The sequence below is a fragment of the Bacillus sp. FSL W8-0848 genome (assembly GCF_038007805.1).
GTDB classification, from domain to species: Bacteria; Bacillota; Bacilli; order Bacillales; family Bacillaceae; genus Bacillus; species Bacillus glycinifermentans.
Window position 1 is genome coordinate 3,171,294 of sequence record NZ_JBBOYB010000001.1, and the last position, 11,793, is coordinate 3,183,086.

At 44.3% G+C, this 11,793-nt stretch carries 15 protein-coding genes; 7 read left to right on the forward strand and 8 right to left on the reverse strand.

The window, feature by feature from the left end; translation table 11 throughout:
• Position 1: 1 nt before the first annotated feature.
• The 3 genes from NSQ39_RS16720 to NSQ39_RS16730 form a co-directional block, all read right to left on the reverse strand.
• Positions 2–478, reverse strand: coding sequence for a MarR family transcriptional regulator (locus NSQ39_RS16720; protein WP_046129191.1), 477 nt, complete (start codon positions 476–478; stop codon positions 2–4).
• Positions 479–596: 118 nt separating this feature from the next.
• Positions 597–1,775 carry an amidase gene (locus NSQ39_RS16725; protein ID WP_175075502.1) on the reverse strand — a complete coding sequence of 393 codons (1,179 nt, stop codon included), beginning with the start codon at positions 1,773–1,775 and terminating at the stop codon, positions 597–599.
• Between the two features lie 96 nt (positions 1,776–1,871).
• Entirely contained in the window at positions 1,872–3,044 is a 1,173-nt protein-coding gene (locus tag NSQ39_RS16730) for a macrolide family glycosyltransferase (RefSeq protein ID WP_175075504.1), read from the reverse strand.
• 179 nt (positions 3,045–3,223) lie between these two features.
• Between NSQ39_RS16730 and NSQ39_RS16735 the strand changes: the two genes are divergently transcribed.
• On the forward strand, positions 3,224–4,276 hold the full coding sequence (locus NSQ39_RS16735; RefSeq protein WP_175075506.1) for an oxidoreductase: 1,053 nt from the start codon (positions 3,224–3,226) through the stop codon (positions 4,274–4,276).
• 29 nt (positions 4,277–4,305) lie between these two features.
• Here NSQ39_RS16735 and NSQ39_RS16740 read toward each other — a convergent pair whose 3' ends face one another.
• The 4 genes from NSQ39_RS16740 to NSQ39_RS16755 form a co-directional block, all read right to left on the reverse strand.
• The gene (locus NSQ39_RS16740; RefSeq protein WP_046129187.1) at positions 4,306–4,941 is read right to left on the reverse strand and encodes an FMN-dependent NADH-azoreductase; all 636 of its coding nucleotides are present in this window, start codon (positions 4,939–4,941) and stop codon (positions 4,306–4,308) included.
• Between the two features lie 245 nt (positions 4,942–5,186).
• Positions 5,187–6,155 carry an oxygen-dependent tRNA uridine(34) hydroxylase TrhO gene (gene trhO, locus NSQ39_RS16745; protein ID WP_175075508.1) on the reverse strand — a complete coding sequence of 323 codons (969 nt, stop codon included), beginning with the start codon at positions 6,153–6,155 and terminating at the stop codon, positions 5,187–5,189.
• A gap of 191 nt (positions 6,156–6,346) precedes the next feature.
• A complete protein-coding gene (gene rsoA / locus NSQ39_RS16750; RefSeq protein ID WP_373687989.1) occupies positions 6,347–6,565 on the reverse strand; it encodes a sigma-O factor regulator RsoA in 219 nt (72 codons plus the stop codon).
• Positions 6,562–7,122 (reverse strand): sigma-70 family RNA polymerase sigma factor, encoded by a 561-nt coding sequence (locus tag NSQ39_RS16755; protein ID WP_175075509.1) that lies wholly within the window; start codon positions 7,120–7,122, stop codon positions 6,562–6,564. Before NSQ39_RS16755 ends, rsoA begins: the two co-directional genes overlap by 4 nt.
• A gap of 157 nt (positions 7,123–7,279) precedes the next feature.
• On the opposite strand from NSQ39_RS16755, the gene NSQ39_RS16760 reads away from it, so the two are divergent.
• The 6 genes from NSQ39_RS16760 to NSQ39_RS16785 all read left to right on the forward strand — a co-directional run bounded on the left by NSQ39_RS16760 (position 7,280) and on the right by NSQ39_RS16785 (position 10,607).
• Positions 7,280–7,417 (forward strand): YvrJ family protein, encoded by a 138-nt coding sequence (locus tag NSQ39_RS16760; RefSeq protein WP_082094021.1) that lies wholly within the window; start codon positions 7,280–7,282, stop codon positions 7,415–7,417.
• A 94-nt stretch (positions 7,418–7,511) separates the two neighbouring features.
• Entirely contained in the window at positions 7,512–8,663 is a 1,152-nt protein-coding gene (locus tag NSQ39_RS16765; RefSeq protein WP_175075511.1) for an oxalate decarboxylase family bicupin, read from the forward strand.
• A 69-nt stretch (positions 8,664–8,732) separates the two neighbouring features.
• The gene (locus NSQ39_RS16770; protein WP_046129182.1) at positions 8,733–9,125 is read left to right on the forward strand and encodes a YrvL family regulatory protein; all 393 of its coding nucleotides are present in this window, start codon (positions 8,733–8,735) and stop codon (positions 9,123–9,125) included.
• 162 nt (positions 9,126–9,287) lie between these two features.
• Positions 9,288–9,413 (forward strand): hypothetical protein, encoded by a 126-nt coding sequence (locus NSQ39_RS16775; protein WP_272901825.1) that lies wholly within the window; start codon positions 9,288–9,290, stop codon positions 9,411–9,413.
• A 7-nt stretch (positions 9,414–9,420) separates the two neighbouring features.
• Positions 9,421–9,735, forward strand: a complete 315-nt coding sequence (locus tag NSQ39_RS16780) for a DUF6022 family protein (protein ID WP_236809549.1) — start codon at positions 9,421–9,423, stop codon at positions 9,733–9,735.
• A gap of 317 nt (positions 9,736–10,052) precedes the next feature.
• On the forward strand, positions 10,053–10,607 hold the full coding sequence (locus NSQ39_RS16785; protein WP_175075512.1) for a DUF420 domain-containing protein: 555 nt from the start codon (positions 10,053–10,055) through the stop codon (positions 10,605–10,607).
• Positions 10,608–10,714: 107 nt separating this feature from the next.
• Here the strand turns inward: NSQ39_RS16785 and NSQ39_RS16790 are convergent, their stop codons facing one another.
• Positions 10,715–11,392: a hypothetical protein gene (locus tag NSQ39_RS16790; protein ID WP_175075514.1), complete on the reverse strand. Its 678-nt coding sequence runs from the start codon at positions 11,390–11,392 to the stop codon at positions 10,715–10,717.
• Between the last annotated feature and the right edge of the window lie 401 nt (positions 11,393–11,793).

Sequence of the window (11,793 nt, forward strand, 5' to 3'; positions counted from 1 at the left end):
TTCATTCCATATGTTTTGACCATTCGCCTAAAAAGCGGATGACGGTTTTGAGCTCTGATTCCGAAAATTTCTCAAACAGTTCAATATAGCGCTGCTTTGCGATTTCATGCATCCGGTCATGGACCTCCGCCAGCTTTTTGCCTTCCGCTGTCAGCGTGTAATACAATTCCTTGTTGTTGTTCGGCTTTTTGTGAGACTCAATCATCGAGCGCTTCATCAAAACGTTTGTCGCTTTTGTGATGGCCGCTTTTGAAACGTGAAGCCGCTCCGCAAGATACGCGTTGTTAACCAAGGCTTCGCTGTCATTGATGACTGACACGATGTGAAGCTGTGTGAGCGTCCAATGTTGACGCAGATGTTCTTCGCCTTTAAAAGCTTCTTCGGCGGCTTTCTGCTGTTCGTGCTGCATTCGTTTCTCTCTTTTCAGGACAAAATCCTGAACAGCTTCAAATACCTGCTCATGAATATTGTTTTCCACTTTATTCATCCCTTTCTCATTTTGTTAACCGGTTAACTATATTATAGTTTACCGGTTAACAAAAAACTTTGCAAGCAAAAAAGCATATTTTGCAGGATGAAAACCCGCAACATATGCTTTACAGCTTCAACGACAAAACAGACTTTTCCGCCCAGGAGAGAAGCTTCAAATCCTGTTTGGGGCCGGCGATAAACGATAATCCTAATGGCTCGCCGCTTTTCGCTGATAAAGGGATCGTGATCTGCGGCAGTCCTGCGAGCCCGGCTATACACGTGAGCTGCATTGTTCTGGCCCTTCTCTCATTCAATCGATATTCCGGAATCCCGCGGAGCGGCGGAGTGCCGGGGGCGGTAGGGATGACAAGCAGGCCGGTTTCACCGAGCCAATCGGCCAGCTTGTCTGCGATCGCCTGCCTTTTGACAAATTCGTGTTCATGATCGCTTTTTTTGAGCGTGGACGCCCATTGAAACCGCTCTGCAATTCCTGCGCCAAACACCGGTTTTTCGCGCGTGATCCACTCTCCGTGTTCTTCCCAAATGTCCAAGCCTTGCAGCACCCTGAACGTTTCAGCCCATTCGGCAAGCCCGTTGTCTGCCACATTCACCCATTCGCATTCGCCGCCGATTAAATCGGCGGCACGCGCATGGACTTCCTTCCGATCCTCATCTTCAAGCAGCCGCCAAGCCTCTTTTTCAAAATATATGCTGTCAAAGGATGGCCGGCTGCTGTCCCGGCCGCTCAATAAAACGCGGCCGACGGCATGAACAACGCCGATATCTTTCGCCATCCAGCCCACCGTATCAAAGCTTTTGGCAAGCGGAATCATGCCTTCGGCAGATACCTCCCCGTGTGTCGGCCGAAATCCGAAAATGCCGCAGTATGACGATGGAATTCTGACGGAGCCGCCTGTGTCCGTTCCGAGGGCAAAATCGGTCAAGCCGGCGGCAACCGCAACCGCGGAGCCGCTCGATGAGCCGCCCGGAACTTTCCCTTCGGCGGCGGGATTGACAGGTGTTCCATAATGGGCGTTTTCCCCGTTCAGACTGTACATCAATTCATCTGTATGGGCAGCCCCCTTCAGCCCGGCTCCTTCCCGAAGCAGAAGATCGACCGCTGCGGCGTTTTTTGCCGATGGTCCGTGCGTCCTCAGCCAGTCCGGATTTCCAGCGGCGTTCTTATGCCCTTTTACATGAAACACATCCTTGACGGCAAACGTCTTGTTCTTCAAGCTCCCCTCGACGTTCTCCGGCTTCACATAAAGCTCTTTATCTATAAAAGCTCCCCAATGGTTCTCCAAAAAAATCCCCCCATGATATCAACGATAACCTGGGGGATACAGCAAAGAAAACGAACTTGTCATAAAATCTTCCTGTTTCGATATGCGGAAACCTCTTTAATTTGCCGGCAGTCTGTGCTTCTTTTCTTCAACAAACCGGTCAACGGCCGCCACCGCCCGCGCGACTCCGCCTGCATCCTGAAAGCTTTCCTTGATCTTGCGGATTCCTTTCAAATAGGCTTCATTTGCTGCTACTTCATTGACGGCTTTCTTTAAAGTTTCATCATTCACGTCTTCCTCAGACAATACAAAGCCTGCTCCAAGCTCTTTTAGACGCGCCGCGACGACGGGCTGGTCTTTGTCATGCGGAATGACGACGAGCGGCACTTCAAAGTGAATCGCTTCATTGACGCTGTTCATTCCGCCGTGAGTGATGAAAACGTCAGCATGCCGTAATACGTCTAACTGGGGAACATAAGCAGAAATAATAAAATGGTCGGGTGATGCTTTCAGCCTGCTTTGATCGGTCCTTTCTCCGGCGGCGATAACAACCTTCCCTTTAAAATCAGAAAATGCATCAATGCACATATTGAAAAACGCTTCTTTATCTGCAAGAACGGTCCCCATCGAAATATACAGAACACGCTCATCTTCGAGTTCTTCGAGCGGAAAGCCGCGCCTGGATCCTTTCCGCTCGGGAAAACTCGGGCCTACAAAGACGTATTCATCTCCGTACCGATCGCTGTCAGGCTGAAAATAGCGGCTCGTATACGCGATATTTAACTCGCCGTCATTTCTCATAAACTGTGCCGGGCTTTCCACGTTCACGCCGAACTCGTCCCGAATCTCTCTTATGAGCCTCTCAACTTCCGGGTTTCCCTCGGCAGCTTTGATCGGTCCGTGTTTTTTCATAAATTCCTCGGAAAACAAGAAGGAGGATGATGAAGAAATTCCGGGAATCCCCAAATAATCCCGGACCAGTTTTCCGGCTCCGAATGTATCGTAATAAACAAAATCAAACTCGATCTGTTCGGCCAGCTCCCTTACGGCTGACAGCGTATCTTTTGCAATCTCAATCATGATTTTCAGCACCGAATCCACGCCTTTCAGTTTTTGCATGACGTCGGGCTGAAGATGAACGCGGACGCCGAGCGCTTCAAGCCTTTCTTTAAATTTTTCGGTCGTAATGTAGTGGACATTGTCCCCTCTTTCTGCAAAAGCCTTCGCCATACCTAGCGTAGGATTGACATGGCCCTCAGCCGGAACATTGATCATCAAAATATTTGCCATCTTTTCTCACTCCTTTATTTAGAAAATTCTACAGGCCGAAAACGGAATATGTCCACTAACTAAAGTCTGAATTATTGGATGAAATTAGCAGGAAGCCGGTTTTATGTTTGTTCATCGCGGCAAACAGGGTAAAATAAAGACGTACAGCACTACATAGACAAATAAAAGATGAGAGGAGAATGAAGTTGGAGAGAATTCGCACGGGATTATTGGGCTACGGGCTGTCAGGTTCTGTTTTTCATGCGCCTTTATTATCGGTTTTGGACGAATTCGATATCAAAAAAGTGATGACTTCCCGAAAAGAGCAAGTCAACCGGGAGATTCCGGAAGCGGAAACGGTCAGCTCGATTGAAGACATCACGAGTGATCCGGAGATTGATCTGGCGATCGTCACAACGCCGAGCGGCCTTCATTATGAAGCGGCTAAAGAATGCCTTCTCGCCGGAAAGCACGTCGTCCTGGAAAAACCGATGACGGCTACAGCCAAAGAAGCAGAGGAGTTAATAAACATCGCCGAAGAAAAAGGCGTGCGCCTCAGCGTCTACCACAACAGACGATGGGATAACGACTTTTTGACGATCAAGCAGCTGATCGATGAAGGCCGCCTCGGAGAGGTCAATACATTCCATGCTTCTTACGACCGCTTCAGGCCGAATGTCAGACAACGCTGGCGGGAACAGAAAGGCCCGGGTTCCGGCGCGCTCTATGATCTTGGTTCACACCTGATCGATCAGGCCCTTCATTTATTTGGCATGCCCGAGGCCGTTACCGCTCAAGTGGCCGCCCAAAGAGAAGGCGCTGAAACAGACGATTATTTCCACGTCGTACTTCATTACGGGAAGCTGCAGGCGATTCTGCACTCCGGCTCGATCGTTCCGGCAAACGGCCCGCGCTACCAGATTCACGGTTCAAAAGGAAGCTTTATCAAATACGGCATCGATGGGCAGGAAGACGCGCTGCGGTCCGGACAAAAACCGGCCGGTGAATCTTGGGGAACGGACGTACCGGAGAATTACGGAGAATTAACCGTTGTCGAAGGCGAAGAAGTGAAAAAAGAAATCGTGGAAACGCTGCCTGGTTCTTATTTGACATACTACAAAGAACTTGCGGCAAGCATCAAGAACGGCGGCAAACTCCCGGTTACAGCAGAGGAAGGTCTCAACGTCATCCGCATCATCGAAGCGGCCCGAACGAGCAGCGAATTAAAAAAGACAGTATCGACCGATCAATAACGAAAAACCGCGGGTTTTCCCCGCGGTTTTTAAAATGTCTTACCCAATTCTTTTGCGTGGGCAATCGCATTTTTTTTGATTTCGTCCGCTTTATCAGGTTCCGCATTATGCCCTTCAACAAACAGGCCTTCAAACGACGGTACCCCGAAAAACTGCATGATAATGCTGATGTAGCGGTGTCCCATTTCTAATTCAGCGGCTTGTCCCTCTGAATAGTAGCCGCCCCGCGCCTGAATATGCAGCGCCTTTTTATCCGTCAGCAGCCCGATCGGACCTTGCTCCGTGTATTTAAACGTCTTTCCTGCAACGGCGACTGCATCGAAGTATGCCTTCATTACAGGAGGAAAAGAGAAATTCCACATCGGTGTGACGAACACATATTTGTCAGCTTCAACAAATTGCTCGCTCAGCTCATTCAAACGGCCGACCTTTGCTTTTTCGTGTTCGGAAAGCTGTTCAAAGCCCGATCCTGATTGAAGTTTTCCCCAGCCGCTGAACACGTCGGCATCGATATGCGGAATGTTTTCCCGGTAAAGGTCAAGGTGAATTACTTCATCGTCCGGATGTGCTTCCTTATACGAATCGATAAATGCTTTTCCCGCAGCCATGCTGTACGATGCTCTTTCATCATGAGGGTGTGCGGTAATATAAAGGATTTTCGCCATTTCTGCCTACCTGCCTTTTTTAAATTGTTGTTTGTAGTATGAGACATTCAAATGGCAAATATTCAGCAACATATAGCTTTCCTTCAGACGGGAATTTCATTTCGCGAAAAAAAAACAGGAACGCCCTGATCCTTTCAAGGCGTTCCCATTTCAAACCAAAGCCGGCTCCATTTAAAGGAGCAATGCCGATCGGAGATGCCGCGGGCATCTTCGATTTTTTATATGATATTCTGTATTCACTGCTTTTATGACTTTGCTGCATGTTCCTCTTCATTCAGCTTTTCTAGTCTTTCTCGCACTTCTTCCTCTGTCAGGCCGTGTTCTTTCACGTACAAATTGTGCGGGTGAATCCGGCATTCATGCGTACAGCCCCGCAAATAGCGGTGTTCGTTTTCTTCTGAACACAAGATTTGCTTGTTGCATTCCGGATTGGCGCAGTTGACGTAGCGTTCGCACGGTTCGCCCGTGAAATAATCCTTGCCGACGATGACGTGCTCTTTTCGGTTGACGGGAACGCTGATTCTTTCATCAAAGACATAGCATTTTCCGTCCCACAGCTCGCCTTGAACCTCCGGATCTTTCCCGTAGGTGACGATCCCTCCGTGAAGCTGGGAAACGTCTTCAAATCCTTCTTTTTTCAGCCAGCCTGAAAACTTCTCACAGCGGATTCCGCCCGTGCAGTAAGTCAAAATTTTCTTTCCTTCGAGCTTTTCCTTGTTTTCTCTGATCCATTCAGGCAATTCGCGGAACGCTTTGATGTCGGGTCTGATCGCTCCCCGGAAATGACCAAGGTCATACTCATAATCATTTCGGGCATCGACGACGATCGTATCCTCCTGCTGCAGCGCTTCATAAAATTCTTTTGGCTCAAGGTATTTCCCTGTTAGCTCATTCGGGTCTACGTCGTCTTCAAGGCGGAGCGTCACCAATTCAGGGCGGTGGCGGACATGCATTTTTTTGAACGCATGCTGATCCGCTTCATCGATTTTGAAGACCATATCTTCAAAGCGGGGGTCTTTTTTCATTTCATTCATGTATGTCTCCGTCTGTTCGACCGTTCCCGACACGGTGCCGTTAATCCCTTCCTCTGCGACGAGAATCCGCCCTTTCAGCCCCAGCTCTTTGCAGAATGTAAGATGATCCTGCGCAAATTGCTCAGGATTGTCGATGTGAACATATTTATAGTACAACAATACCCGGTATTGATTTTCCATGTTTCCTACCACCTTATCTATCGCATTCATTATATATTATGGAATTATCATCCATTTACTTTGTAAATCCACAGTCATATTAAAACAAATAATAGTAATAATTTCAATACAGCTGCTTTGACACTTCCACGAATCAAATGCTACAAATTCTATCACTAATTGTGATTTAACGCAAGCATCATGACTTCAGGTCAAAGCTTGTTTACCAGGTCGGCGACAAATTCCCAAAACCCGGGGACATCCTGACAAAGTAGCATGTCCGCTTTTTCATAAATTTTAATTTTCAGCTCCTGCTCAAGGTCTTCCCTTTCTTGAAAAGATGTGTTTTTTAATTTGTTCCTGATCATCGGCATGAAGGTTTCGAGCCATTCTTCAAAATCCCGGTCATTAGAGAGATTCATCTTTATCATTCCCCTTCCCCTTTAGAATTCAGACATTTTCTCATTTTTTCAATGCCTCTTTTATGAATTTTAGAGATATTTTGCCTCGATTCTCCCAAAGAGCGGGCGATCTCTTGCATAGAAGCGCCGTGAATATAGATATGCGCAAACACCTGCTTTTGCTTATCTGTCAGCTGCATAAACGCCTCATAAAGCAGCGGGTCCTGGATATGCTCGGCCAAATCTTCCTCCCGGTTTAACACATCATCGAAGACATCTCCTTGAGGCGGTTCGGCCGCATGATCGCAGTCGTCCATGATCAGCGGAAACCGCTGCTGGTTCTTCCGGACTCGTTTATCAAAATCGATTGAGAATATCCTGATCATAGAATTGATGTACTTGATGATCCGAATATCCTTATAAAATTTTTTGAACTCAAGATCAAGGTATTCAGCCTCTTCAGAATCCGGATGCTCCATGACATGGTGAAAAAGCCGCTCACACCTCGGGTTGCTCAAGAAATGTTTGATAAGCGGATGTCCCCTGATTTCCTTCATTTTGGAACGCAGTAAAGCTAAATTCTTCATAAAACACCGCCTCCTATTTAGTTAAATGAAAGAAATGCAAGAAAAGTAAACTTATCTTTTCCATAAATATGCAAACCTAAGTTCTTTTCTTGCAAAAATCGTTCCTCGCTGACATTTTTCGATCTTTCGTCACTTATAGAAATAGGAGGTGTTTCATATGGACAATACATTGATCGAATACGTCGGAAATGTCGGCTTCCCTGCCGTATTGGCGATCTACCTTTTAACCCGCTTCGAAAAGAAAATTGATGAATTGATCGAATTGATTAAAGAAAAAAATGCACACACCGATTGACATCCAGGCCGCTTCTTTCACTTAACATGACGGAAGGGGAAAACGAAAGGTCTTTTTAGTCTCCCTTCAAAATTCAAAAAAGGAGATGTTCACAATGGAAAAAAACAAACAGATTCCAGAACCGATCAGAGGAGAAAAAGGGGCGACAACCAAAATTCCGCACAACATCGAACGCGACCGGCAAAATCCGGACATGCTCGTTCCGCCTGAAACCGATCACGGTACCGTTCCAAACATGAAGTTCTCATTTTCCGATGTCCACAACCGTCTTGAAACAGGGGGCTATGCGAGGGAAGTAACCGTCCGTGAACTGCCAGTTTCAGACAATATCGCTTCCGTCAACATGAGGCTGAAACCCGGCGCGATCAGAGAGCTGCACTGGCATAAAGAAGCGGAATGGGCATATATGCTGTACGGCTCCGCACGCATTACCTCAGTTGATCAAGACGGGAAAAATTTTATCGAAGATGTCAAGGAAGGCGATTTATGGTATTTTCCGTCCGGGCTTCCTCATTCTATACAAGCTCTTGATGAAGGCTGCGAATTTCTGCTCGTCTTCGATGACGGCTCTTTCTCGGAAAACAGCACCTTCCAGGTGACGGATTGGCTGGCCCATACACCTGACGACGTCATAGCCGCCAACTTCGGAATTTCAGAGGAGATCGTCGCAGCGCTTCCAGATGAGGAAAAATACATTTTCCAAAAAGCGATCCCAGGTTCTCTCGAAAATGACAAGGTTGACAGTCCGAACGGAACGGTGCCTGAATCGTTCAGCTACCGGCTGCTTGAGCAGGAACCGATCGCATCGAGCGGAGGAAAGGTGTGGATCGCCGATTCGACGAACTTTAAAGCATCGAAAACGATTGCCGCAGCCTTGGTCGAAGTCGAGCCGGGCGGAATGAGGGAGCTGCACTGGCACCCAAATACAGATGAATGGCAATATTACATTTCAGGCGAAGCGAAAATGACCGTGTTTGCCTCCGACGGACATGCAAGAACATTTAATTACCGGGCGGGCGATGTCGGCTATGTACCGTTTGCCATGGGGCACTATGTTCAAAATACCGGGGACAAACCGCTTCGCTTCCTCGAAATTTTCAAAGACGACCATTACGCAGACATATCCTTGAATCAATGGCTCGCGCTTCTTCCTGAAACGCTCGTCCGCGACCACCTGGATGAGGGCGCAGACTTGATGAAAACGCTTTGCAAACAAAAACATCCAGTCGTTAAACATTGTAAATAAAAAGATGCCAGGGCTTGCTTTCCGCAAGCCCTCCGGCTGTTTACATACCATAAAAGGAGCTGTGATCTCATGTTCAAAAAAATAGCCGTCTGCTGCATCTCAGCGGCTTGTATTTTTGCAGGGCACTTTATAGGAATTTCTGTTTTGTTTCAGCTATTGGGCGCTTTTTTTCAATCATTCGGCTCCGTGTTCATTTTTACTTTCGCATATATCGCGCTGACACTTATGATCGAACCTGTCGAAAAGATCATGATCCTCACGATCAGAAGGCTTCGGCTCCGTCAATGGGCAGCCGTTCTAGCAAGCGACATCACCGCTGTCCTTTTTTTATGGACTGCCGTATTTACAGCTGATGAATTTTTGGATGACATATATCTGTCGACATCTGCTGAAATCGTGATGGCCGTATCATTTTTCATCGTCGACAAAATGCTCTATCCCCGCCTTGTGTATAAACCATAGCCCAACTGCGGATGAGAGCGCGGCATTACGGCTTCCTTATAGCACATTATAAAGTTTTTCCGAAGCGCCCCCTTCTGCACTGCTCAAAAGTGTGAAAAACGTTGCCATTTGCATGCATGTTATAAGCTAAAGGTGCATGATCAAAAAAGGAGGGTTTGCAATATGGAGGAAATCGGTGAACAGATGCAGCGCTTCGTCAGCAACAATTGGAAAAAAGCGCTGCATGACCATTATGAAGAATTAATGAAAACTTTTCCCGAGTTGGAGGACCTACGGCCTTTACCTTGACAAGCTGATGCCTCCAGTATTTGAAAGCCTTGAGGCATGCGGCTTCAAAACGACGCACGACACTAAAAAAAGCGATTTTCTGATCGGAAAATCGCTCAATTTCAGACATTCCATCGAAAAATGGGGTACGGAAGATCAACGTTCAAGGGTCTTTGGGATCGTCGTCAGCGATCGGCAAAACAACCTGACCGGCACCCTGCTCTTCGACTTCTTCCATTCCCATGCAGGCTTCAACGTGCCGAAGGCTCCGAAAATTTCTGCCATAAGAGAAACAGAAAGGGGCAACATTGTGGAGGCTGTTAAGCGGATGAAGGATGCATAACGTTTAGGATATATCGCCTTTATTTATAAATATTGTTAAGTAAATAGCATAGTGCTTATTCAAAAGAGATAAACATTAATTTTGGTAAAAATAAAAGAGACATTCAGTAGGAAAAAAGAATATCACATATGATAAAAGATGAATTAATGAACTGAATATTAAACATTCTTCCGCTATTTTTGGAATGAATATTCAGGTACATTTCATCATGCCATTTGCATTTCAATTGCTACTTTATACTTTTTTTACTTTTATTTTTTTACGATATAATTATAAAAACCGTGTCGATGATTTATAAACAAAGAAAGGAGATAAATATGAAAAACACATCTTATCAATCAACCAGCAAACGAAATTACACTGGCTTGATTATCACTGTCACTATTACTGCAAATATCATTATATTATTACTGTTTTTTTCGCCACTTGGTTATCATGGGAAAATAAGTTTTGACCTCTCTATATTCCCTCGGTTAAACGCAATACTTAATAGCTTTACTTTTATTTTTTTACTTGCTGCTTATTTTGCAATTAAAAAGAAAAACATAAAAATACATAAGGGATTTATTTTTGCTGCTTTCACAACAACTATACTTTTTCTTATTTCTTATCTTACTTATCATTATTTATCTGGTGAGACAACTCATTATGGGGGGCATGGCCTTTCAAAATACTTTTATTATTTTATACTCATTTCTCATAGTATTCTTGCAGGTATTGTGATTGGACTTGCTCTATTTTCATTATTATGGGGATTAACGAAGCAAATTGATAAGCATCGAAAAATTGTTCGATGGACAATGCCAATTTGGCTCTATGTCAGCTTTACAGGTGTGTTAGTTTATTTATTAATTTCACCCTACTATAATTAGATCTAACTTCAAATAGAATTATTATCAAAAAAGGGCTACTTGGATTAAATAAAAATCACCTTAAAAATAATTTAGCCCCCTCTCGTTTGAGAAGGGACCTGAATTTTCTAACCGAATAATTGCTCACACATGTTCTTTGCACCAGCCCAGCTTACTCCAGTAGTTACAAGCCCACATAGTGCCGAACATGCTATCGCTCCCCAACCGCCTGTAACACCTGTGCATGCTATAACACAGGCTGCTTTTGTTCCAGTACCTAAGACAGCGTTGACAATTTTTCGGCATAGGCTTGAAGAGTTTTGTGTTTGAAAGCTATTTTCATTTTTGGGAGAAACAAATTTTTCATCAATTTTGTTTCCGTCTTTGTCCAATTTAACAATATACTTCGCTCCGACATTTAAGTTAATTATTTCGACTTTAAAGTTATTGTTGTCTAGTTTCTCAATTTTATGCTCTAAAGCTAGATATTTATTGTTGTTTATATTTACATAATATTGGTTGAAATGCATTTGCTTTTTATCTTTGTCTACATTATCCGATATGATCACAATTTTCTCTTCTTGATCTTTAACAACAGTTGAATTTTCCGTATTCAAGGAAGATGTTTTAATTCCATTTTTCTTTAAAATGTCTACTGCTTGTTTTAGGTCTGATGAAGAAGGTGAAGGTAATGTCGTAGAACTTTCACAAGTTTTACACTTTTCGTCTGCTTGGACAGTTGACTGCTGACCAACCACTAGTGTTATCATAGAAAATGTCATCAATAAGGCTAGAAATTTCTTCATAATATACCCCCTGTTTTTGTATTTGTTGATATATTTATACATTACAATCTAGGGATATTTTGTTAAAGGGTATAATTTACTAATACGAAAGGGGAATTTGGTAATGAAAAATACGAATGTGAAATTGGTTGGCATGGTATTTGCAGTAACTTTAGTGAGTCAGATTATGTTTTCCCTTTTGAACAGAACATTCAATTTTTTCACAGGTGATTTCTTTTTAAACTTTTTAATTTCTTTTGTAGTTATACTGGTAATATTATTTATCTTAAGAAAAATTATAAAATGGGAAGATTAACGTTCTCAAATAAAATAAAAAAGTGTTTCTCCCACTAAGGTTTCATGCCGTACTTCTATACAATTGGGGAGAAATGAAGTTAACTTTTTCTACATAACATTAAAAA

Excerpts from the sequence above, each read along its gene's own strand:
- NSQ39_RS16730 (WP_175075504.1), bottom strand. The coding sequence starts at position 3,044 with ATGGCAAATATTTTGATGATCAATGTTCCGGCTGAGGGCCATGTCAAT.
- NSQ39_RS16735 (WP_175075506.1), top strand. The coding sequence starts at position 3,224 with ATGAAGTTGGAGAGAATTCGCACGGGATTATTGGGCTACGGGCTGTCA.
- NSQ39_RS16740 (WP_046129187.1), bottom strand. The coding sequence starts at position 4,941 with ATGGCGAAAATCCTTTATATTACCGCACACCCTCATGATGAAAGAGCA.
- trhO (WP_175075508.1), bottom strand. The coding sequence starts at position 6,155 with ATGGAAAATCAATACCGGGTATTGTTGTACTATAAATATGTTCACATC.
- rsoA (WP_373687989.1), bottom strand. The coding sequence starts at position 6,565 with ATGATAAAGATGAATCTCTCTAATGACCGGGATTTTGAAGAATGGCTC.
- NSQ39_RS16755 (WP_175075509.1), bottom strand. The coding sequence starts at position 7,122 with ATGAAGAATTTAGCTTTACTGCGTTCCAAAATGAAGGAAATCAGGGGA.
- NSQ39_RS16760 (WP_082094021.1), top strand. The coding sequence starts at position 7,280 with ATGGACAATACATTGATCGAATACGTCGGAAATGTCGGCTTCCCTGCC.
- NSQ39_RS16765 (WP_175075511.1), top strand. The coding sequence starts at position 7,512 with ATGGAAAAAAACAAACAGATTCCAGAACCGATCAGAGGAGAAAAAGGG.
- NSQ39_RS16770 (WP_046129182.1), top strand. The coding sequence starts at position 8,733 with ATGTTCAAAAAAATAGCCGTCTGCTGCATCTCAGCGGCTTGTATTTTT.
- NSQ39_RS16775 (WP_272901825.1), top strand. The coding sequence starts at position 9,288 with ATGGAGGAAATCGGTGAACAGATGCAGCGCTTCGTCAGCAACAATTGG.
- NSQ39_RS16780 (WP_236809549.1), top strand. The coding sequence starts at position 9,421 with ATGCCTCCAGTATTTGAAAGCCTTGAGGCATGCGGCTTCAAAACGACG.
- NSQ39_RS16785 (WP_175075512.1), top strand. The coding sequence starts at position 10,053 with ATGAAAAACACATCTTATCAATCAACCAGCAAACGAAATTACACTGGC.
- NSQ39_RS16790 (WP_175075514.1), bottom strand. The coding sequence starts at position 11,392 with ATGAAGAAATTTCTAGCCTTATTGATGACATTTTCTATGATAACACTA.